At 47.2% G+C, this 23,295-nt stretch carries 19 protein-coding genes; 6 read left to right on the top strand and 13 right to left on the bottom strand.

Annotated elements, in window-relative coordinates; genetic code table 11:
* Positions 1-31 precede the first annotated feature (31 nt).
* From MJZ25_06885 to MJZ25_06905, 5 genes are read right to left on the bottom strand one after another with little or no spacing between them, the layout of a single operon-like run.
* The gene (locus MJZ25_06885) at positions 32-1,480 is read right to left on the bottom strand and encodes a Mur ligase domain-containing protein (GenBank protein MCQ2123896.1); all 1,449 of its coding nucleotides are present in this window, start codon (positions 1,478-1,480) and stop codon (positions 32-34) included.
* Between the two features lie 29 nt (positions 1,481-1,509).
* Positions 1,510-2,799 (bottom strand): RluA family pseudouridine synthase, encoded by a 1,290-nt coding sequence (locus MJZ25_06890; protein MCQ2123897.1) that lies wholly within the window; start codon positions 2,797-2,799, stop codon positions 1,510-1,512.
* A 29-nt stretch (positions 2,800-2,828) separates the two neighbouring features.
* On the bottom strand, positions 2,829-3,467 hold the full coding sequence (lspA, locus tag MJZ25_06895) for a signal peptidase II (GenBank protein MCQ2123898.1): 639 nt from the start codon (positions 3,465-3,467) through the stop codon (positions 2,829-2,831).
* Positions 3,467-4,585 (bottom strand): squalene/phytoene synthase family protein, encoded by a 1,119-nt coding sequence (locus MJZ25_06900; protein MCQ2123899.1) that lies wholly within the window; start codon positions 4,583-4,585, stop codon positions 3,467-3,469. Before MJZ25_06900 ends, lspA begins: the two co-directional genes overlap by 1 nt.
* The gene (locus tag MJZ25_06905; GenBank protein MCQ2123900.1) at positions 4,578-5,030 is read right to left on the bottom strand and encodes a hypothetical protein; all 453 of its coding nucleotides are present in this window, start codon (positions 5,028-5,030) and stop codon (positions 4,578-4,580) included. The genes MJZ25_06900 and MJZ25_06905 overlap by 8 nt, the downstream gene beginning before the upstream one ends.
* Positions 5,031-5,415: 385 nt before the next feature.
* On the opposite strand from MJZ25_06905, the gene dnaA reads away from it, so the two are divergent.
* The 4 genes from dnaA (at position 5,416) to MJZ25_06925 (ending at position 11,161) form a co-directional block, all read left to right on the top strand.
* Positions 5,416-6,741 carry a chromosomal replication initiator protein DnaA gene (gene dnaA / locus MJZ25_06910; protein MCQ2123901.1) on the top strand — a complete coding sequence of 442 codons (1,326 nt, stop codon included), beginning with the start codon at positions 5,416-5,418 and terminating at the stop codon, positions 6,739-6,741.
* 167 nt (positions 6,742-6,908) lie between these two features.
* Positions 6,909-7,394 (top strand): hypothetical protein, encoded by a 486-nt coding sequence (locus MJZ25_06915; protein MCQ2123902.1) that lies wholly within the window; start codon positions 6,909-6,911, stop codon positions 7,392-7,394.
* Positions 7,394-9,970 carry a hypothetical protein gene (locus tag MJZ25_06920; protein MCQ2123903.1) on the top strand — a complete coding sequence of 859 codons (2,577 nt, stop codon included), beginning with the start codon at positions 7,394-7,396 and terminating at the stop codon, positions 9,968-9,970. Before MJZ25_06915 ends, MJZ25_06920 begins: the two co-directional genes overlap by 1 nt.
* Before the next feature lie 660 nt (positions 9,971-10,630).
* Positions 10,631-11,161, top strand: a complete 531-nt coding sequence (locus tag MJZ25_06925; protein ID MCQ2123904.1) for a hypothetical protein — start codon at positions 10,631-10,633, stop codon at positions 11,159-11,161.
* Between the two features lie 415 nt (positions 11,162-11,576).
* Here MJZ25_06925 and MJZ25_06930 read toward each other — a convergent pair whose 3' ends face one another.
* The gene (locus MJZ25_06930; protein MCQ2123905.1) at positions 11,577-13,262 is read right to left on the bottom strand and encodes a hypothetical protein; all 1,686 of its coding nucleotides are present in this window, start codon (positions 13,260-13,262) and stop codon (positions 11,577-11,579) included.
* Positions 13,263-13,278: 16 nt separating this feature from the next.
* Positions 13,279-14,319 (bottom strand): DHH family phosphoesterase, encoded by a 1,041-nt coding sequence (locus tag MJZ25_06935; protein MCQ2123906.1) that lies wholly within the window; start codon positions 14,317-14,319, stop codon positions 13,279-13,281.
* 84 nt (positions 14,320-14,403) lie between these two features.
* Between MJZ25_06935 and MJZ25_06940 the strand changes: the two genes are divergently transcribed.
* The gene (locus MJZ25_06940) at positions 14,404-15,564 is read left to right on the top strand and encodes a histidine phosphatase family protein (GenBank protein ID MCQ2123907.1); all 1,161 of its coding nucleotides are present in this window, start codon (positions 14,404-14,406) and stop codon (positions 15,562-15,564) included.
* Positions 15,565-15,661: 97 nt separating this feature from the next.
* Here MJZ25_06940 and MJZ25_06945 read toward each other — a convergent pair whose 3' ends face one another.
* The 6 genes from MJZ25_06945 to MJZ25_06970 all read right to left on the bottom strand — a co-directional run bounded on the left by MJZ25_06945 (position 15,662) and on the right by MJZ25_06970 (position 20,810).
* A complete protein-coding gene (locus MJZ25_06945) occupies positions 15,662-16,645 on the bottom strand; it encodes a diaminopimelate dehydrogenase (protein MCQ2123908.1) in 984 nt (327 codons plus the stop codon).
* A 257-nt stretch (positions 16,646-16,902) separates the two neighbouring features.
* Positions 16,903-17,148 (bottom strand): BrnA antitoxin family protein, encoded by a 246-nt coding sequence (locus tag MJZ25_06950; protein ID MCQ2123909.1) that lies wholly within the window; start codon positions 17,146-17,148, stop codon positions 16,903-16,905.
* A 52-nt stretch (positions 17,149-17,200) separates the two neighbouring features.
* Entirely contained in the window at positions 17,201-17,635 is a 435-nt protein-coding gene (locus MJZ25_06955; GenBank protein MCQ2123910.1) for a dUTP diphosphatase, read from the bottom strand.
* A 276-nt stretch (positions 17,636-17,911) separates the two neighbouring features.
* Positions 17,912-18,730, bottom strand: a complete 819-nt coding sequence (locus MJZ25_06960) for an RNA methyltransferase (protein ID MCQ2123911.1) — start codon at positions 18,728-18,730, stop codon at positions 17,912-17,914.
* 95 nt (positions 18,731-18,825) lie between these two features.
* Entirely contained in the window at positions 18,826-19,776 is a 951-nt protein-coding gene (locus tag MJZ25_06965) for a nucleotidyl transferase (GenBank protein ID MCQ2123912.1), read from the bottom strand.
* 80 nt (positions 19,777-19,856) lie between these two features.
* Entirely contained in the window at positions 19,857-20,810 is a 954-nt protein-coding gene (locus MJZ25_06970) for a hypothetical protein (protein ID MCQ2123913.1), read from the bottom strand.
* Positions 20,811-20,916: 106 nt separating this feature from the next.
* Here MJZ25_06970 and MJZ25_06975 point away from each other — a divergent pair, with 106 nt between their 5' ends.
* Positions 20,917-23,277 (top strand): DUF748 domain-containing protein, encoded by a 2,361-nt coding sequence (locus tag MJZ25_06975; GenBank protein MCQ2123914.1) that lies wholly within the window; start codon positions 20,917-20,919, stop codon positions 23,275-23,277.
* Positions 23,278-23,295 lie beyond the last annotated feature (18 nt).

A 23,295-nucleotide genomic window follows, 5' to 3' on the forward strand; every position in this document is an offset into this window, starting at 1 on the left:
TGCGTGTTAATAGCGGGGTTTTTCGTGTAAATCACTTGTTTTCCAAGAGTTTTTGGACGCTCTGGGCGAACTTCTCCAGACTGGGGTCGCGGGCGCCCATCAGGAGGATTGTGTCACCGGCCTTGGCGTCGGCGACCATGGCCTTGGCGCATTCATCTCGATTTTCAATGTAGCGGGCATCTGAGCCAAGGGCCACCAGGTCGTTGGCCAGATCTCCGGCGGAGATGTCACGAACCACAGTACCGCCAGCGTAATAGATTTCGCTGAAGTACATGGAATCGGCGGCGCCATTTTCTGCTGCGGACTGTGCGCCGGCAGCTGCAGCGGAGGGATTGCGCAGAGCCTTGTTGATGAATTCCACCAGGTCGTTACGGAGGAAACGGGTAGGGCCAAAACCATGAGGCTGGAACCAGGCGAGAACGCGGCCAGCGGTAAAGCTCTGGGCACTCTTGATGCTGGCAGAAATCTTTGCGGGATTGTGTGCGAAGTCATCCACCAAGGTCACACCATTGAAGGTGCCGAGAATCTGATGACGGCGGAACACACCCGGGAAAGAGCTGAGGGCGTCCGCGCAAGTCCTAAGACTTACGCCGGCCTGCAACGCGGCAGCGGTTGCAGCCAGGGCATTTTCCATATTGTGGCGGCCCGGCAGCGGCACCGTAAACTTCACCAGTTCATTATTGTGGCGGCAGCGGAAAATGATGGATGGGCCTTCGGTGCGGAAGTCAATGCCCTGAACGCCCACATAGCTTTCAGTACCAAAATCGTTATGACGATCCTGGCTGAAAGGCTTTGCCAGCGGGTGGGCATCATTCACAATCAAAGTCTTGCCGTTATTCAAAATGTTGCTGCGGAACTTGCCGAAGATTTCCTGCAATTCGCTCATTTCCTTGTGGTCCTTGTCCACATTCAGAATGAGGCCTACTTCAGGTTCGTAACGGACCAAAGTTCCATCGCTTTCGTCAGCTTCAACCACCAGCCATTCGCCGGAGCCGCTGACAGCGTTACCAATCTTGCCTTCCTTCTGCAAATTCACAAGGCCAGCGCCAGTCATGACAGAAGGCTGCAAACCGGCGTACTGCAGAATGTGATAAATCATGGCAGTCACAGTGGACTTTCCGCTGGTACCGCTCACAGCAATAGTCTTTGCTTCCTTAGAAATCTTAGCCAGCATTTCACTGCGGTGCATTACGGCAACACCAAGTTCCTTGGCACGCTTCAAATCCGGATTAGTATCTTCGATGGCGGTACTGACCACCACGGCGGTCAAATCTGCGGAAACTCCGGAACCATCCTGGGCAAAGCACTTGACGCCACATTCTTCCAGTTGCTCCATGACGCGAGGCTTTTCACAATTGCCTGCCAGGAATTCACCAAACTGACGGTCGGAACCGCGAACTTCAACACCGCGGCCAGACAAGTACTGGGCAATGGCACTCATGCCAACACCAGCTACACCGATAAAGAAATAAGATTCCATAATTTGACGACTCCTGCGCCTTTCAAAAATTAAAGCAAGTCCGGGTCGATGGTTGGTTCGTAACCGGGTTCCACGAAGTCTTCCTTGGCGACACCCTTACGGCGGGCAGCTTTCATCTGCTTGATGAGCTTGCGTTCGGCAGCCTTGGCCTTGCGGGCGGCAGCACGTTCCTTGCGTTCAGCCAAACGTTCAGCACGAGTCTTACGTTCCTTGTAGGGGCAAGCCTCTTCCGGCATAAGGGCCAGGACTTCGTCGCTTTCATATTCGTCATCGAAGTCGTCGCCTTCGTCGTAATAACGCATTTCCGGATCCAGTTCATGGAATGCGGTTTCATCGTCATCGAACTTCGGAGCGTCTTCCGGGCATTCCTTCTTCAAGAGCTTCAGCACCTTGTCAAAAGACTTTTCCAGAGGAACCTTGAACTTCATCTTCTTGCCCGTTGTGGGGTGGATGAGTTCAATCTTTACAGCCTGCAAGAGCTGGGCCGGAGCAATTTCCAAAGCCTTTTCTGCATATTCACGCATCAAGGGCGATACGCGGTTCAAGCAGCCTTCGCGACCATCGTACAAAGGATCGCCCACCACCGGGTGGCCCATGTAGCGGCTATGAACACGGATCTGGTGAGTACGGCCAGATTCCAACTGAAGTTCCAGCAAAGTAGCGAAGTTAAAGAACTTCTTGGCGGTGTAATGAGTACGGCTTTCCTTGCCGCCGTTCACCACAGCCATTTTCAAACGGTTCTTCGGGTTACGACCGATGGGCGCATCAATAGTACCTTCCAAGTCGCGAACGTGACCCCACACCAGAGCATTGTAAGTACGGTGCAGAGTACGGGTTTCCAACTGATGTGCCAGGTGACGGTGTGCGTTATCGTTCTTTGCCACCACCATCAAGCCCGGAGTATCCTTGTCCAGACGATGGACAATACCCGGACGGAGAGCGCCGTTCACCGTAGAAAGATTTTCCTTGAAGTGGTACAGAAGGCCATTGGCCAAGGTACCGTCCTTCACGCCGTTACCCGGATGTACCACCAAGTTGCGGGGCTTGTTGATGACCACGATGTCATCGTCTTCGTAAACGATGTCCAGAGGAATATCCTGAGGTTCCAAGGTGCTAGCTTCCTTTTCAGGAATTTCGCCGGCCACCACCACCATGCCTGTTTCCACACGGAAGTTCTTGGGAGTAGGAATACCACCCACCTTCACTTCGCCGGCAGCGATCATCTTCTGCACGTCGGTACGGGAAACATTTTCAAGAACGCCAACAAGGAACTTGTCGATGCGTTCACCATTCTTCTTTTCGTCTACGATAAAATTCATAATAGCTTCGAGTTTATTTCGCTCTAAGGTTATTTGGATTCAGTCTTTTCAGCCTCGGCTTCTTCGGCGACTTTTTCAGATTCGTCAGCTGCACTCTTCGCAGCGTCCTTTTCAGCCTTCTTTGCGGCTTCTTCTTCCTTGATTTGCTTATGCAGTTTCTTCAGGATCACGGGAGAAAGAATCACCAGGGCAACGCCCACGGTCACAAAGGAATCCGCCACGTTGAAGGTGGGAAAACGGGTCATGATAAAGTCAGGGAAATCACAATCGATAAAGTCTACCACCATCTGCATGCGCATGCGGTCAATAAAGTTACCGATGGCGCCGCCAAAAATCATCACAATGCCAAGGCGGCTCAAGTAATCACGTTTGTCGATGCTCTTATAGAACCAGAACAACACCACTGCAGCCACAATGGAAATCAGCAGGAAGAAAACCCATGCCGGCAAGAATGGCATCAGGTCCTGGGGACGGCTACTGAAGGCGGCACCCTTGTTGAACACCAACTGGAAACGGACCAATTCACCGACCACATTGATGACTTCGTGATTCTGTGCACCGGTATCGTTGGTGAAACGAGCCAAGGCCCAAAGCTTTGTAAGCTGGTCAGAGACAATGCTGAAAACGATGATCGCAATGTGAAAGGGCAATTTATTATAAAACTTCATTAGGGTCGAACCTCTTCAAATTTCTTGTCAATCCACTTGTCGCTGTAGAAATGAGCCATGGTAGATTTCACAATCTTCTTCACGGTGTCGCGGGTAATCTTCACCTTCTTATCAGAAGCGAAAATGGAGGAACCGTCGCCGATGAGCTTCATGTTCTCGGCAGCCATGAACAGCGGCCACAGGCAGAACAGGCGGGTGCGCATCTTGATGTTGGGAACAAGCTTGGTGTAGGCGATTGCATCGGCCAGATGATTCCAAGTCTTCTGCACCAGTTCGTTCATTACAGCGGCGCGACGCTTATCGAAGTCGGCCCGTTCTGCAGAACCTTCCCCAGGCAATTCTTCTGCAGGCTTGAACATATCATAGGAATGTTCAAAACCGTGGCGTCTGCAAATTTCTTCGGGAATAAAGCACACGCGGCGTTCGGAATCTTCGCGGCAGTCCTTCACGATGTTAGCCACCTGAAGGGCCAGACCGAAGCTCACATCAAGTTTCTGCATTTCAGCCTTGCGGGCAGCACCGATAAAGCAAGTGTCTGCGGCAAAAAGGTGAGTCAAAAGTTTCCCCACGATGCCAGCCACATAGTAGCAGTATTCGTCCAAGTCAGCTACCGATTCCAGAGTGAACCAGCCACTGCTCAATGCCGTTTCCTGACGGAGAGCAAACTTCGCCATGCCGCCGCACATTTCAACCGTCACGTCACGAACAGGAGCCGCATACACCTCCGGCAATTCCTTCAACAGCGGAACCACCACATGGGTGTGCAAGCACAAATTCATATAAGGATGTTCGGACTTGCGCCAGCTTTCGGGCAGGGAATTTTCAAAGGCTTCCACCGCCTCGTCGCGGAGTTCCGCAGTCCTGAAAATCTCGGCAAACTTATCCAGAACCACTTCCTTCTCAGAAGCCTTCATATCCGGATCGTCTTCCACTGTATCTGCAATTCGCAGATACAAGTAGGCGAGCAAAATGCTCTTGTGCAGTTTACCCTTCAGCACGTTGATGTTAAGCGCAAAAGTTCTGGAGACCTGAAGCAAAATCTCTTCGGCATAAGTCCAAGCCTTCTTGCCTTCGAGAACTGCCTCGCCCATCCCAACCTGGTCCAAAATATTAGCCATACATTGTCTCCGCATAAATGTCGGGTGGAATCTTCTTTGTCTTGGCCATGGCATTCACGTACTTCCACAGGCGACCGTGGGCTTCGGCATTTTTCAAGTTCTTTGCAAAATACCAAACGGTCCTGTTTTGAATGTCGGCCTCGTTTCTGAAGTTACCCTTGATATCAGATTCGTAACGAACCTTACGGTAAGCTAAAAAATAGGCGGAACGGTACAAGGCAACGGTTTTCTTCTTCGCCACGCTGCTCAGCACCAAGGTCAAAACCAGGAACAGGGGAATTTCGGCTAGAGCGTATTCCAAAGGCAGAACGTTCCACTTATTGAAAGCCCAGATGGAAGGCAAAACGGAAGAAACGGCCACGATCAGGGAAAAAGTCACGTCGCCAAGGAGCCAATACCCCTTGGATTTGGGGATAAAGACCCATTTTTGACCTTTTTTGAGCAATTTTTTCAGGTAAGTGGGATAAGAAACCCTATAGAACCAAAAAAACAAGCCTATCCAAAATAAAACAGGAACCCAAAACCAGTAATCCAAACTTGCGAAAATATCCATATGGGCCAAATTTAGAAAAAACGTAAAAGGCCACTTATCAACAATTTGGTTTTAACCCCCAAATTGCCCCTAATGAGCCAAAATCGGCAATTTTGAACAAATGTCCTTTTTTAACCCATTGATATTCAACTAGTTACGAAGAATGTAAACTTTTCTTTTACACAAACTTTTAACCCTTTTGGAACAAACTTATCAACAATTAAGCTAAATTTTCTATATTTGGTAGCCTAATTGTTGATAGACTTAGTGATGCCACTTCGTTGGCAAGGATGTGAAGATGCAAGTTGAATGGGAAAGATGCTTAAACTACCTCCGCGGTATGCTGTCCGACACGGTTTTCAAGACCTACTTCGCACAGACCAAACTGGTTAGTCAGACCACCGGTCATGCCGTTATTTCCATTCCCTCCGGACTGGACGCTTCCGTCTACACCGCCTACAAGGCTTTGATCAACTTGGCTTGGAAGGAAGTCACCCACGACGATTCCGCCATGGAATTCGAATTCCAGCCCCAGCAGGAAGTTGTTGTTCAGCAGGCTTCCTCCCAGAACACCTTCAAGGATTTTGTAAAGCCCAGCGTTCCCCTTTCCGGCAGTTTCCGTTTCGAAAACTTCGTGCCGGGCGACAAGGCCCAGCTGGCATTCAACGCAGCTCTCGCAGTAGCTCGCAACCCCGATGGAACTCAGTACAACCCGCTGTTCATCTACGGTTCTTCCGGCCTCGGCAAGACCCACTTGCTTCAGGCTATCGGTAACTACATCCTGGAAGAAGACCCCACCAAGCGCGTTTGCTATTTGACTTCCGAAGATTTTTCCCAGCAGTACATGAAGTGCCTGCGCGAACAGCGCATCACCGAAATGAGCGACTTCTACCGTAACGAAGTTGATATCTTGCTGGTGGACGATATTCAGAACTGGACCGGCAAGAACGAAACCCAGAACGAATTCTTCCTGATCTTTAACGCCTTGCATCAGGCAGGCAAGCAGATCGTGCTTACCTCCGACGCACCCGCCGCCGAAGTCAAGAACCTTTCCGACCGTCTCGTCAGCCGTTTCGCCTGGGGCCTCACCGTCGACATTCAGCCGCCTGACGTCGAAACCCGCGAAGCCATTCTCCACAAGAAGGCCGAGGAACGTCACCTGGAAATCAGCGACGAAGTTCTGCACTACTTGGCCGAAAGCATCGCAAGCAACGTCCGTTGCCTGGAAAGCGCCATCATCAAGCTGACTTTGCAGTCCAGCCTCATGAGCCACGATATCGACATGAGCATCGCCCAGAAGGTTGTTGCCGAAATCGCTCCGACCCTCCGCCGCCGCGTAAGCCTGGACGCCGTGCTCCACACCGTTTCCAAGCACTACGAAGTGCCCGAAGCAAAGCTTATCGAATCTGGCCGCGGCACCAAGGAAATTTCCAAGGCCCGTCAGGTCGCCATGTACCTTATGCGCGAATGCTCCCCCATCAGCCTTCAGAGCATCGGCTCCCGCTTTGGCGGCAAGGACCACTCCACCGTGGTTCACGCCATCAAGAGCATCAAGAAGGAGATGGAAACAGATCCCAGCTTTGCACGTTTGATCGAAAGCTTGAAGAACAGCATCCACGATTAGTATCGCGTTTTATTTAAAGATTTGATCACAGCTTGATCCAAAACATCGGTCATTTCCGTTGCTAAGTACGGGGATCTCATATAGAATAAATTTTGCGCAATTGGAGCCAAAGTGTCACTAACTCCACTTTTTTTATTATATTTAAATAAAGAATAAAAAGGGGTTATATGAGAGCTAAGGCTATTTTTGCAATTACCTTTAGCGTAGTTGCTGTTGTTGGGTGTACAAAAAAACAAGAAGATACACCTAACATAATCAATGAACAAGACAACCATGTTTTAATTAGCCAAGAAATACCAGATTCTATTCGAACCGGAATAAACGCATTTGAACTTGCCGCAGAAGATTTCAAAGCGCAAAGTCTAAAAATTGTCAATACAAGTTTACTGTTACGAATTGTAAATAGAATTTGTCGCAACGAAAGGCAATGCGCAAGCAGAACAGACTCTGTCGCCTACAAAAATGACGTTAAACATATTCTTGATAGCCTTGTGCAGAACAACATTCTTGATAGTTTAATTAACAATGAAGAACAACTAGAAATCAAAAGAAAAAACAGAGATTGTTCATGGACCAACAATCCTGAAGGTGGTTGTCCATCGACAAAACCTTTTTTAAGAAGACATCTTGATTCTTTGAAAAGGGGCGAATAATGAAAAAATCCTTTTTATTACTTTTAATCGCCTCAATATCACACGCATATATAGATTGCTTTAACCTTGATCAACTTGACGAGGCTATGTTCAATCAGGGCATCGAATCAATATTAAAAACGATTGAAACTGAAGATTACCATCATTATAACAACGAATGTCAAAATGAAGGTGAAGGAGCCGACTTTCACTTTTCAGTTGAATGGGTTTCAAGTTGCGGAGGTGAAAGTTCATCAAAACGAGGTTTTATAAAGGAATCATTCACTTGTAACATTTGTACTTCTGACTGGGTAAACCTTGAATTGGAGAATATCGAAAACTCATGTCGTGAAGACTGTTTGACTAGCAATTACGTTTGCAATCCTCCAGCTTATCCAAATCTCTGGGGCGGTGAACTAAAAAAGAAAAATCCTCATGGCGAAGTATGCGGGAATCCTCTACCAAACTGTACTGTTTCAAGTTCTTCAATTTCAGTTGAATCATCTTCATCAGAAGCGCAAAGCAGTTCTTCCGTAGCAGAGAGTTCATCATCAGAAAACGTTGACAGTGAATCATCGAGTTCTGAATATATCGATTCTTCCTCTAGCGAAGAATATATTGACAGTTCCGAAAGCAACGATTGTGGTGAAGGTGGAGACCATTGTGGCGGTCCAATAAATCCAGGGGAAAAAACCTTTGGTTATTGCGAAATTGGAGGCGATTATAGAGACGCCATCTCCAATCTTAAAAATGTCCATGTAAATGTCTACAACAGACTTCCCTACATGTTAAATCCCGAAAACATAAATCTTGTAAACTGTAGCTGTAAATCTTCACGCTATGTTGCTTGCGATTTACAAAACGTGGAACTAGTGCAAGGCTATATTCCATACGATATGCCAATATGCGGTTATTCAGAAGGATATTGGTGTGATGGCATCGAAAACGGAGCTTGTGACGCTCAAGGAAAAATACTCAGAATCTACTACAAAGACGACTCCGGCCAAGATGGATCATGGTGGGCAGAATCTTTTTGGGACAGTAGCCAACTTCTTGCTATAGAAGATGGATACATGATCGTCATACTCACTCTAACAGAAAATGATATAGTTTATCGGTCAAATTATTTCGCCATGCATCATCTATTTCCAGCAAATATAACCCGTCAGGATCTTGAAAATGCGATTCTAAAGTCACTTCCCGCATTCCCCGACATGAACAAGCTTGTCGCTTATTGTAATAACGAGTGGATTCCTCATGACGAAGACTGTTTTGGCACAGAATTAGAAGCAAAAGAGGTTCTGAAAGATTTAGCCAATAGTTGTGCAATAACATACGGCATATCTCATTACGAGACAAACTTGTCCAATCGTGGATGGTGCGTTGTTGGAGAATGCGAAGCTGCAAATCCTTATTCAAGTTCAACAGAAAGTTCTAGTTCTTCCGTGGAAAGTTCTTCTTCCATAGATTTTTTTTCTGCAAGCAGTTCCTCCGAACAGAAAACAGAACCTTTTATCACCGGTCCAGACCAGGAATACACTCCCACACAAATCTTTAGTGAAGGACTTCAAAACATGGAGGAAGGAAAATGTTATTCTCTTAATCCAGAAAGAGAACGTGTATACGGTTGGGCTATCGGTACAAATGCCCAGGACTCATGGTGGTGGAGAACCGTAGACTGCCAAACAGGAGAAGAAATAATCAACAAAATTGGTAAGTGCTATGAATATCCTATGAATTCTATTCCCAACAACCCATATTCTGAATGTATAGCGGTAAATGGTTCATGTTACAAATGTAATTCAGCCAATGTTGATTGTAATCAAAATTGGATTTGGATTAACGGATTCAATAATGATTCATGGACATATATAGAAGTGGATTGTAAAACAGGACTTCCACAAAATGGCGATAATTGTACAGATCAGCCATATGCTTTGCTAAAACAAACAAAAGAAACAACCAATTACAAATGGTCAAATTCTACAAACGAGTCCTATAGTATTGATTTCATTAAGCCATCACAATTTTTTGACGCAAAAGGACGAAATATAAGAAAAAATGTTAAATGGCGTAGAGTGTATGAAAAAAATGTTAATCACAAGCCTTATTTAGAAAAAACAACCGACAACATTACAAGCATGGGTTTTATGCTAAAATTGCAAACAAATTCAGGTTATGTGTCTGCCAAGCATGATATCATCCTGAATATGAGCTTAACAGAGCGAGAAAACTGCTCCACCAAAGCTGAAGTAACGGCAACATTCACTACAAGCATAGATAAAAAACCAAATTATTCAAACGAAGATCTCCAAAAGCATGAAATGAAGCATTACAACACATATATGAAATATAATGAGAAAGTGTTTGAAGAATGGTATAATCTAGATGCAGGAATATCATACATGGAAGCGTGTAATGAAGTAAAGTTGTACATTTGGCCTAGCATTCGAAATTTATTGACAGCACTGATAAACGAGCAAAATAAAATTGATGATAATGACGACAAAAATGAATGCAGGGACAGGATACCCTTGCAAGAAACAATAGCTGAAATGAAGTCTGCATTTGACTCAAAAAATTGTCAAACAGAGTAAAAAGGGAAGTTCGATGAAACAACATCTTTGCATTACCCTTTTAACGGCAATATCATATTGTTTTAGCCATAATTGCGAAGGAGTCTACTCCCTAGGCACGTCAAAACTATCCGAACCAAAGGTAGAATCTTTGGACATTCCCGATTTAGATTCATCACTGGTGGTTAATGTCTGCGTAAACATGTCTGATTCTACCGTCGTAATAGAAAAAGAATCTAACACATATTCTTATTGGTTGTCAAGAAACAGCACCATTTGCTGTACCCCACAAATAAGCATCGCTCATTACGAAAATTACATCAGCAAACGCAAAAACCACCGTAAAACGCACTGCGAACAACGCTATGTATCCCCAGAAAAAAAAGTAACAACCACCATACATTGCGCAATTCACTCAAGTTTAGATTCTTCAAAAACATCTCATGACTCCAATCATTGTAGCTATCCATCAAGATATGACTTATCTGTTGAACAGAATGAATTAAAAGCAATTCCACATTATTTGGCATGTATGAGTTCCTTCCCCCATAATATAATCGGAAAGACTTTCGCTCATGAAAAATACAGGTACGTTTTTTGTAATGGTTTTTACACGAACTTTCGGACTACTTTTTACGTAAAAGTAACCGGAATTTGTTCAAACAAAGAGTAAACATTTATATGAATTTAAAGAAAATCATTTTGCTAATTCTTTGTATTTTCTCATTATCATTGTGCGACGGTTTAGATGACGCTTTCGAGTCAGCCCCAATTGTAGCAAACTACTGTGTTGATCATGGCAATCAGCCAAAATTGAAATTAAGTAAAATTAACCAAGATACCCCAGTCATTTATCTTTCCGAAACAGACTCCATTGAATGTTCTTGCTATTCAAAGCAATCGCGTGCGAGCTTTGACTTGCCAATAAAGCCAGGGGCCTCCCTAAATTGCACAGAAGATTCATCTTTTTATGCACGAAAATCTTGCGCGACAAAGAAAGCGCAAATGATTCCAGCCACTTACAAGTTTGAAATACCCAAAGAATACAAGATACCTCAAAATTATCTCGACATGCACGGAAACGACTTTGTAAAGAAACTATACAAAAAGAACTTCCAAGTATTTCTAGAGACAGGATTTACCTGCAACAATGCGGAGCCCTACTTCTTGGAGCAACGTTTTAAGATAAACATCACAGGACCTTGCAAGTAAGCAAATTGATTTAAAACACAAAAAAATCAAGCACTTTTTTTGGGGGGGATTCCAAATTTAAGGCAAGGACCACTCCACCGTGGTTCACGCCATCAAGAGCATCAAGAAGGAGATGGAAACAGATCCCAGCTTTGCACGTTTGATCGAAAGCCTCAAGAATTCGATCCACGATTAAAAATCTTGGATAGAATTGTACTTTGTAATTTTCAATGCGGGGAGGGGGCCCGCACTCGAAGTTACGAAGGCCGTCAGCCCCCTCGCCCTGCGCCCCTCCCCCGCCCGGCCACGTGCAAGCAGGTAAGAACATTTTTTGAGGGATTATAAAATTCTACGAAAAAAAAAGCGAGGTTTTAACCTCGCTTTTCTTTTTTGATTTTTTGCGGCAGACACCGCGGCGAATTGAATCGCAGTAGACTTAATCTTCCCAGTCGTCAACAGGGCGACGTGCTGGAGCCTTTGCGGCGGATGCTGCTGGAGCAGCAGATGCACTAACAGCGGAATCAGCAGCGGCAGCAACCTTTTCGCGGCACCTTGCAATCACAGCAGCCATAGAATCGGCCGGTGCGGCAGAGTCTGCGGGAGCCACTACAGGTGCAGCAGCGTTGGCAGAGTCAGCAGCGATAGTAGCCAGCAAGGAATCGCAGTTCGGTTCAGGCGGCTTAATGGCATCTTCAGCCTTAACAGCAATCTTTTCCATAGAATCGGCTACGGCTTCGGCGCGCTTCAAATCTGCCTGAGCCTGAGCCACAGCTTCCTTAGCCTGCTGAACCTTAGACTTAGCAAGTTCTGCGGCAGCGCGAGCCTTCTTTGCAATAACATGGGGGTCTGCATTAATGGAATCCTGGATCGGGTCGGAGCAAACCAAGTTGACATCACCCTTCTTGCCATTGTAGCATTCCATCTTGCCATGGAACTTACCCATCTTGTAGGTACCCCACTGCTTCTTCTTCAAACGTTCTGTGTAGCAAACCAGAGAATTAGGCTTCCATTCGTAGCAAGTATCCTTCACAGACCAGAAAGTGATAAGACCATTGGGCAAGCCTTCGTGGAAAACACCACCGAAGTCACCAAAGTCCACAAAGCCTTCCAAGTTGCCTGCGTTGAAAGTCAGGTTGACCTTCTTTTTCTTAAAGGGGTTGTTAATAATGGTTCTGCCGAAAAGTTCACCGCGTTTCACAGGCATGTCTGCCATAACAAAGCCACTTTCGCTGAACATACGTGCGGTACCGTTAGCAAAACCCTGCTTGTAGGGAACTTCAAGATGCTTGAAGTAGTATTCCTTCTGGCCAGCGGGAACGCGGTCAAAAACACTGGACTTGTAGAAGTAGGCATTGCCTTCGCGCATACCATTCTTGTAGTTTGCAGTCCAAAGAACCTTACCCCACTTGTCATCCTGACGGGCAGGATAAGAAGGATCGTTCATGTAGCCCACTTCTTCGCCCTGCATAAGGCCTTCGGCGTCCACATGGCGAACGTTTTCGATATAACCGTTAAAAGCAAAACCAGTCAAGACGCCGTTATCAAGGCAGCGGATATCGCTATAGTCGGTAAAACGAAGTTCTGCTTCGGGGAGCAATTTCTTGGGCAGTCCAGAAATGCGGAACACGGTTGCGTCCTTCTTCTTCGGAGCCCAGGGGCGTTCGTGTACATTCAAGAAGCAAGTCACATCCTTGGCGCGGTCGCTACGCTGGTTGAAATATTCACCAAACGGAGTCATTTCCCAGCCTTCGTCAAAGCCAAGGGGAACAGCGTCAGCCATGGGATGACCGTCAACAAAATCAGAGAGCGACATGGTTGCCTGGCGGATATTATCCGTACACTGCTCCATGGCACTACCCTGCATGCAAGATCCATTGGGACACGGCAACACGTGAGGTCTAGGAATTCCGAACACCTTCGTGATAGGGCCATTATCCACAGCCTTGAAGCAGCCACAAATTGCATCGTTGTCGGTAGCTTCCAATCTTGCTTTTTCGGAAGGAACCAAACGGGAGGCCTTTTCAAGCCAGCAGTCAAAATATTCACGCCTACCCGATTCAGCAGCAAAGGAGGTTACTGCCAAAAGGGAAACCAAGGCAAACTTTTTCAAAGTGAAATTCATATATGTGAATTTACATTTATAAGATGAGACTGTCTTCTAATTTATCTTTACAAAGGGCGATTTTTGCGGTCAGCATAGGGACGACATCCAGCTTACGGCTCAGGCGACGTTCACAATAAACTATTCCTGGGCGAAGAGAGGTGCCAAATGCGGATTCCGCGAGTGTTTGGGCGCCATTATAGAGGATGTAGGAATGTCCCATAAAGCCCACACGGCAAAATGAAATTCCCCTTACCTGACTTTTCATCACCGCAAGCATTCTATCCAGGAAATTTTCAATGGATTCCGGATGATCCCAGTCCATACTTCCCAAGCGGAACTTCACTCCCCCGATATCATAATCCTTGGCGTCGGCATTGAATATTTCCAAGTCAGTCATGCCGTCAAAATTCTTTGCCGCCTCGGACATTCCCTTGTAGATTTTCTGGATTCCAGCAAACTTATCTTCGTAGGTTTTCGTTTCCGATTCAGCAAGAACACGAACAAGTTCACTATAAATTTTCCGATCAACCTCAGTACAAGTCACCTTAACCAAGTTCAAGGTGTCCGTCAAGATACCCGTCAGAAGAACCTTGGCCACCTCGGGCGTAATTTTCACACCAAGTTCGCAATAGCTGGTATATACGATGCTGCAGGTGGAACCCACAGGCATATATTTCGCATAAAGTAATTTCGACTCAGTTATATCGCCAATTCCGTGGTGATCTACAACCTGGAGAATTCGGGCATCACGGGCGCCATCCACCGCCTGGGCATAGTCAGAATGGTCCACGAGAATCAGGCGAGCATCCTCCCCCACGGACGTCAAAACTTCAGGTAATTCAAAGCCAAAAGTTTTTGCAGCAAAAACAGTCTCCTTATTGGCAGGGCCAGCAATTTTCGCAACCGCATTATAACCCAGTTCACGCATCAGGTGGGCATACGCCATAGCGGCCATAACCGAATCCCCGTCAGGATTCTTGTGGCCGATAACAATTGCCGGGCAACCATCGTTTAAACGAGCCGAGCCCCAGTCCAGCGCCGCAATAGCTTCACGATACAAATTTATGTTGTTCATTCATGGAAAAAATAACAACACTTTGTTCGCCGTTACCGCTCCAACTTTCAAAAATTTATGGTATTTTTGATAAAGGAGGAAACAATGAACCGTTTTTTATTTCTTGCCGCCATCAGTGCAATGCTAATTACCGCATGCGGCGAATCATCTAACGCAACCGAACCTAAGCAAGACGATTCCGAAGAAATTTCTTCTAGCAGCCTCGAAGCAAAAAGTTCTTCTTCCGTCAAGGCAAGCTCAGCAAACTCCAGCAGCACTGCCAAAGAAATTTCCAGTTCCAGCGAAGAGCAAAACGAATCCAGTTCTAGCGAAGAATCGGAGTCTTCTAGCTCCGAAGAAACAGTCTCTTCTAGTTCTGAAGAAATTGAATCTTCCAGTTCCGAGGAACCGGAACCGACCCTCAGCGAAGAATGTTTGGAAATGCGCAGCACCCAAGACAAGTTCATCCCGTTGGAAGATGTATTTGACTGCGTTCTACCTAAAGAAAAAGTGGTTTTCGTTATTCGACATGGCGAACGCAAAAAAGAGGATTCGGGAACAACAGGCGATTTGAACGCACAAGGTAAGGATCAGTCCTCCTATCTTGGCAAAAAAATGGGTGCCAAAAGTTCTGAAGAATTCTATTACATCAGTACAAAGTCTTACCGAACCCTCAATACCGATGTTTACATCTCTAAGGGCAAGGGCGAGACCTTCTTAGATAGCGCCACTGTTTTCAGTAAAGACAGTAGCTATCACTTTATGAAAAGTGAAGACTACACAGAAAAATGGTTCGTGAAGAACAGCACTCCTGGAGAATGCAAAGGTGTAACGAGCTGGGCTATCTTTTCCATATTCGCCTACGACACCACTGCCTGCTCCAACGATTTCTACAATGTTGATGCAAAGTCAAAGGAATTCATAGATAAGCACTTCATGTATGACGACATCCAAAATGTCACCGTAGTCGCAACTCACGATAAATTTATTACGCCATTCCTCATTTCCTTGACCGACCGCAAAATCGGCTTTGAGGCCTACGAATATGTGAAGAAAAATGGTTACGATAACGACTGGAACCAGGGCGTGTTCAGGCATTGGCCTAACTACCTTGCAGGTGTCGCTATCATCGTCAATGAAAACAATGAAAGATCCTTCGTCCCTGTCAAAGGCTTAAAGACAGGCTATCTCGGCTACCACTGCGACGGAACCGAAGAGGACTACACCTGCTCCAAGTGGGAACCCGACGCTCCGTTAGTTCGTTAATTTTATAGAACCGCAAGAAAAAGACCTGGGCAAAAACCCAGGTCTTTCTTTTTGAAATTTTTTTCGAGAGTTGCGCGGGATGAACCGCGCGGAAATCTTAAAGCAAGTGTGCGCGGAGTTCTTCGCCGCTCTGTTCGCTCAAGTATGCAGGAGGAACATCGAGAACAGTGAAGCAACCGGTCTTGCCTTCAGCCTTCATGCGAAGTGCTGCGCGGGCAAATGCGATCACTGCAGCGGTAGTGAATTCCGGATTGGAGTCCAACTTGAGGCTGTATTCGATCACATGAGTGTGTTCGTTGTTCATGCCAGTCTTGCCGGTACGAATCACGAAACCACCGTGAGCAAGACCGCTATGGTTTGCATTGAATTCTTCTTCGCTGATGAAGTTGACGGTGGTGTCGTATTCATCGAAGTAGTTCTTCATGGTCTTGATTTCATTTTCGACGTATGCTGCATCTGCACCTTCTTCGAGAACCACGTAGCAGAGACGAGTGTGCTTCTGACGGGTGGTCAGTTCCGGCATAGAACCGCTGCGGACAGCGTCCAGAGCTTCGGGAACCGGGCAGGTGTACTGCTTAGCATTCTTCACGCCCTTGATGCGGCGGACAGCGTCAGAGTGACCCTGAGAAACGCCCTTGCCCCAGAAGGTATAGTCCTTGCCATCCGGAAGGATTGCATTTGCATAGACGCGGTTCAGGGAGAACATACCCGGATCCCAACCCACGGAGATCATGGCGATTTTGCCTGCAGCCTTAGCAGCGGCATCAACGTTTGCGAAGTGGGTCGGAATGTTTGCGTGGGTGTCGAAAGTATCGATCACGTTGAACTTTGCAGCCATTTCCGGAGTCATCTTCGGAAGGTCAGTAGCGCTACCGCCACAGATGACCAGCATGTCAATCTTGTCAGCCCACTTTTCGATTTCAGAGACGTTGAGAACGGGAATGTTCGGGGTCTGAATCTTGACAGTAGCCGGATCACGACGAGTGAACACTGCAACCAGTTCCATGTCCTTGGTCTTCTTGACTGCGCATTCGATGCCGCGGCCCAAGTTACCATAACCGAGAATAGCGATTTTTGCCATAATAAGTCCTTATAGAGAGGCTTTTTTATCGTTTATTTTAATTTTTGCGCTTGAAAAATAACAAAGAGTGAAAAACAAAACCACAAGTTTTTTGTCAATTTTTGGATAGAAAACACCATTTTCGACCATTTTCTTTACACTTTATGTAAAAATTACCATTTTTACACTTTTTGTTTTACATTTTCCGTAAAACAGTGTTTTGGTCATTTTTTGGGTTTTTTCCAGTTTTCACCGAGATCCCGCCACACCTGCAGTCATCAAGCGGGTTCGATATCCAAATTACCTTCCGCGTAGCGTTTCAGGACACTTGCCGCCAGGGTCTGATATGGGATCCCTACCCTATTGGCCTTCACCTTCAATTTTTCAATGACGACCGTTTCCACCCGCATGGAAATCATGCGTTTCTTGATTTCGGCACAAGCTTCTGCAACAGAACCGCAGTCCAGTTTCGTTCCCGCATTATCCCCAAAGGTTTCAAAAACACAAAAGATCTCGTCACACAAGACGAGATCTTTTTTTATCCAATCGCAGAGTTTATTTGAGCCGGTGCTGTTATTATTTCACGCCAGTGCTGCCGAAGCCACCGCGATCCTTGTCGGCTAACTCGCCTTCTTCAAATTCCAGCGTAGGCTGGATTTCCATAATGCGGAACTGTGCGATACGGGAACCTTTTTCAATGGTTACATCTTCGGTGGCGTAGACCGGCATTTTCCACCAGTCGCCCTTGCCACAGTAGCTGGAATCAACGACGCCAACAGAATTGGTCTGGAGGATCTTGAAGTTCTTGAAAGTGGAGCTGCGGGGAGCCAGATGAGCTTCGTAGCCTTCCGGCAACTTCATGGCAACGCCCAGGTGAATCAGCTTGAATTCGCCCTTCTTCAAGGTCACAGTTTCTGCAGCGCTAAGGTCAATCCAATCGGACTTTCCGCCGATGTATTCCAAACGAGGAATGGAATCGTCGAGATATTGAATGGTGATTTTCATTGTCATAAGAAGCCTTTTTGCATTTTTAGGGTACCAACACGCTTTTTATTTGCAATTTAGTACCCCAATTTTTACTTTATTCTAAAAAAAATCTTGTTTATTGAACCTAATCTACATTCCACTAGGGTACCAACCCTGCTAATTTTCACGATTCGGTACCCGGAATCACCGACAAGCCTTCAAAAAACGATTACTTTGTTCACAAATCAAGGTACTAAAAACAGTTTCTCACAACTCTAGTACCCCATTCCGCCATATTTCATCGTTTCTTGAACTGATTTTCTATTTTTTCTCTTCGGAGGCGTTGTTCGCTGCATCAGCAGAATCAGCAGCCTCTGCGGCCTTGGCGGCTGCAGCCTTTGCAGCACGGTCTTCAGCCTGTTCCAAACGAGCGGGCTTACCAGCCACATTGCGGAGCAAACCAAACAAAGCAGAAAGTTCGTTACGGGTGGGATGCAGTCTCTGGAGCAAGGTGTTCAGGAAGTTATCGCGCCAAGCCTGATCGTGATACTGACCAGTCAAATAACGATCCAAGAACTTCTTGAATCCATTAATCTGGTCGATGGTTGCGGGAGCAGTTTCGCAGGCACCCTTGGAACCGCGCTTTGCACGGCCTTCGCCATTAGCCAAGGCGCCAGAACGGCAAAGTTCATAAAGGGAAATGGAAACTGCCTGACCCAAGTTCAAACTCATGAGGCCCGGTACCGGAATTTCGCACTGGTAGGTGCAAGCGTTCACTTCTTCAAGAGCGAGACCACAGGATTCACGACCGAACACCAGAGCGATGGTTCCGTCTTCAGGAAGCATTTCGGAAAGGTTCTGCACCATGCAATGCTTGATGGCACTGCCAAAAATACGGCGGCTAAAAGCGATAGCGCAAGCACAGTCACCAATAGCTTCCTGGAAGGTATGCACAATCTTTGCATTGTCCAGAATGTCGTGGCTGTTGGCTGCAGTGTGGTAGGACTTTTCCATCACTTCGTTGCGCTTGGGGTACACAATGCAAAGTTCCGGCAAGGCGTAGCAGTGCATGGCGCGGGCAACGAAGCCCACGTTGTGAGGATGTTCCGGTTCAACAAGTACTACTCTAAATTTTCGCATAACTAATAGTGGTTAGTGGTTGGTGGTTAGTGGTTAGGAAAAATAAAATGAATTCTATCAACATTTCTGCTTACTAACCACTAATCACTGTTTACTTAAATCTTCCAGCTAAATCCCTTACCGCGGATTTCATTTTCCACAGTTTCGCCAGGTGCAAGTTCTGCACCATCAAAAAGTAACGTATTGTTCAGCGAAACACCTGCAGGAATCATCACGTTTGCTCCAATCACGGAATGCATCATCTTCAGACCCTTCCCGAAAGGAACATCGAGGAACATCAAGGGATACCTCTTGGAGCATTCCGGATGAATCCAGGAATCCACATCAAGCTCCTTCAGGCGGGCGTCACAGGCATCCTTCAAACCTTCGGGAGAGCCCATGTCAATCCAGGTGGCATTCAGCTGGCTCATGTCCACATAGGGCGGGCGGCCCGCGGCAATTTCCTGCTTCCAGAATTCACGAATATCGAACTCGCCATCCTTGATGTGAGCCAACGCTTCATCGCTGTAATAAGATACGCCGGAGAATGTGGCAGCACGGCCTTCATCCAAACCGAAGCGACCAGCTACACCGTTCAGGCGACCATCCTTCCCTACGCGGAAAGTATTCACCTTGGGGAAATCAACGGCAAGCAAAGCCACACCCGGGGCAGCACCATTCTGCGCACCAGCAGCAAATGCGGCCTTTGCATTTTCTACGAAAGCCTTCAGGTCAAAACCACAATAAGCGTCGCCATTCATGATCAACAATCCACCGCGATAACCTTCCCGCCAAATGCGTTTCAGCGGGCCGGCAGTTCCCAAGATTTCAGGTTCCACCCAGACCTTTTCAAAACCCAGGCGTTCCCCTTCGGCCACAATCTGGTCCGCAAGGTAATGGGCATTGGCGTGAAGACGAACGTTGCCAATAGCACGAGCCTTTATAGCCTGCTGTTCCAAAATGCTCTTGTCCACTACAGGAACCAAGGGCTTCGGCACATCGCTTGTGAGCGGGCGAAGTCGGGTTCCCAAACCTGCGGCAAGAATTAAAACATTCAATTGATCCATTGGCATATAAAATAGAAAACCTCGCCCTTAGGCGAGGCTTCAGTTTCCACAGGCGCCATCAAATCGTGGCGTTCTTCAAACTAGAACTTATGTTCCCAAATCAAGGCGATTCTGTAGAAGGACCATTCGCGGCCAGTCTTCAGCAGCAGCGGTTCTTCATCAGATTTTTCATGAGGTGTTGCGAAGCTACGATCGCCTTCGATAGTGAACAAAGCCTTAAGTCCATTCTTGTCGTTCAACTTGAAATCGAGAAGCAGACTCAAGTCAATCCACATGAATTCGCCATCAAAGGTTTTTCCAGTTTTGCGAATACCCTTATCAAAGTCGGAGCGATCAAAGTGGCCATACAATTCTGCCATGAATCCAACCATCTGTAAGGTCAAGGGCATCTTATAGCCAAGCACTCCAGTGAAATAATACTGCCAACCGTTAGCTTCGCCAGGAATCACCTGCCATTCCCAAATATCGCCATCGTCAACGCCGGTAATGCCCTTGTAGATCCACTGGTAGGTGGCAAGCATCACCACATGGGTCCAGTCACCTTCAATCAAGGCACCTGTATCAAACTGGAACGTAGCAGAAGCCCAGAAGTCATAGTAGTAATGAGCAAACGGGGTCAAGGCCTCGTATTCCTGCTTCTTAAAATTATAGATGCTCATTCCGTCAAAGCCCAACGGATTCCAGCCCGTACCAATAGATCCTCCAGCGCTGAACACAAGGAACGGCACAGGAGTAAACTCAGCCTTCAACTGAGGACGAATGGACAAGGGGGAAAGTTCAAAACTACCGGTCAAATCCACGGTGGCGTCCTTCACCAACCAGTGGGTTCCAAGAGGTGTGGGTATGGTATATTTTGCGTTAAAAGTCGTAGCGGCCTTCGCGCCATTGAAGGGGCCAGCCACAGAAGCAAAGTGGTCTTCGCCAGGTTCAATTTCACGTTCCAGATAATCGGCAGCAGCCGTTGTCAAAGAATAGCTGAATTCCCCGGCAAAAACAGCAGCGGGAATCAGAAGCAAGGGAAGCAAACGTTTCAAAACCAAATCTCCTAAAAAATGTAAGCAAAATATAATAATCAAAGAGACGGGCTAGTTAATCGACATTACAAATAAATAAAAAAACAATCTTGCTATAATTAAAACCATGAAGAAGCGTTACATTGTCCTGATAGTCCTGGCTGCATTGTTCATTCTCCTCCTTGCAGCGTTGAAAATTGGCCCTACCATTGCAAAGAACTATGTGGTCAGTCACTCCGAAGAGTTGATCGGCCGCAAGATGAACATTGCAAGCGTGAACTTCTCCCCCACCACCTTCACCGTGGAAGTGGACAGTTTCGCCATTCTTGAACCGGACGGAACCACGCCTTTCGTAGCCTTCGAAAAGTTCCGCATCAACGTGAATCCCACACGCCTCCTGGCCAAGGAAATCAGCGTCAGCGAAATTTACCTGAAGGGGCTCTACACCAGAGTCATCCAGAACGGGGAACGTTTTAACTTCAGCGACATCTTGGACAAACTAGCCGAAGGTGGCGACGCAGGCTCCTCGGCAGTCGACACTACCGCAAGCGTCGCAGATTCTTCCGCCGACAACACAGCCGCCGACTCAGCCCAAGCCATGAACCTGAACCCGTCTGAAGCATTGGGCGGTTTAAGCATCGCCGTAGAGAACATCGTTCTCGAAAAGGGCAACATCATTTATCAGGACCAGAAGGTCGGCTCCAAGTTCCACCTTCAGGACTTCTCCGTAGAAATTCCCGCAGTCTACTTCGCCAACCAGGACACCGACATCGGCGTCACCCTCAAGTTTGCCGACGGCGGCGACCTGAACGTAAAAGTCCTCTTCAATATGGAAACTCAGAGTTTCAATGTTTCCGTTGGTTTGAACCAGTTTGCTCTCGCTTGCATCAAGCCCTACCTGAAGGACTTCATCAACTACAAGGATTTCAGTGGAGCCCTCAATATCCATCTGGACGTTCAGGGTAACGTGAACGACGTTCTCTCTTCCAACGTCAGCGGTAACGTAAACCTTTCAGACATCGTCCTTACGGAAACCTCCGGCAAGACCATCGGCGTAAACCGCGTAGACGTAGGTATCGCAAAGGCCAACCTCAACGAAAATGATTTCAACGTGGACTCCGTCGTAGTGGACGGCGCTTTCGCGCATCTGGATTTGCTTAAGGGCGGAAAGACCAACATCGATATTTTGCTGAACCCCAAGGGAGCCGCCGCAGACACAACCGCAGCAGATAGTGCAACCGTAAGTGCAACGGTTCTGGATACAACGACGGTGATTGTTCCCGACGCACCGGCCGACTCCTCCGCCCAGGCCGCAGCACCGGCCGAACAGAAGCCCGCTGAAAAAGAAAAGCCCATGAAGTTCGTGCTGAAGAAATTGCAGGTCAAGAACACCAGCGTTTCCGCCAACGACCAGACCATCAAGAAGCCATTCTCCTACACCGTCAGCAACATCAACGTCAACGGCAGCAACATCAATTTCAACACCCCCTGCACCGTGAATGTAGGCGCATCCTTCCCAGGTGGTGGCACCCTCTCCCTCAAGTACAAGGGCGCCCTTTCTGACATCAGCACCATGGACATTTACCTCAGCGTAAAGAACCTGGCCCTGAGCCACTTCTCCCCCTACAGCTACCACTTTACCGGCTATCCCATCAGCTCCGGCACCTTGGCCTTCGCCAGCGAAAACAAGCTGAACAAGTGGGACATCGACAGCAAGAACACCATCGACATTTACAACATCGACGTGGGCGACAAGGATCCCAACTCCGAACCGGAATTCAACGTTCCCATGAAGATTGGCCTGTACATTCTGAAGGACAAAGATGAAAAGATCCAGTTCGACGTTCCGGTAAAGGGTAACGTCCAGGATCCGGAATTCTCCTACGGAAAGATTATCTGGAAAACCGTCATGAACCTGCTTATCAAGGTGGCTCTCTCCCCGCTGAAGCTGGTGGGCAACCTGGCCGCCTCCGGCGCAAACGCCTTGGGCATGGACCTGGGCAAGAACGACGAAGTGGTTATCGATCCGCTAAGCAACATTCTGGAAAGCGAACAGTACGCCAAGGCCATCAAGATGACCGAAGCCGTAGTCAAGGATCCCAAGCTGAAGCTGAACTTTGTGCAGTCCTTCCCGCTGAAGAAGACTGTGGAAGCCTACAAGACCCGCAAGTTGAAGACTGACTACTACATGTCCACCAGCGGCAAGAAAACCTTGAACGAACTTGATGAAAAGAGCATCATCGAAATCAAGGATGACGACAGCCTCTACGTTGCCTACGCCAAGGAACATGCCGCAGCACTGGATCGCAAGACTCTTGAAAAGGAACTTCTGGAAAAGGCAAACAAGCGCAACCAGGAACTTCTGAAGACATTGCAGCAGCAAAAGGGCGTGACCAAGAAGAACGTCACCATCACCACTGCACCTCGTAGCGAGCTAGCCAAGCATAAAGGCAAACCTGCATATAAGGTCCAACTGGACGTACAGTAAGAGTCATCCTGGAGGGAG

The sequence above is a fragment of the Fibrobacter sp. genome, assembly GCA_024399065.1.
Lineage (GTDB): Bacteria > Fibrobacterota > Fibrobacteria > Fibrobacterales > Fibrobacteraceae > Fibrobacter.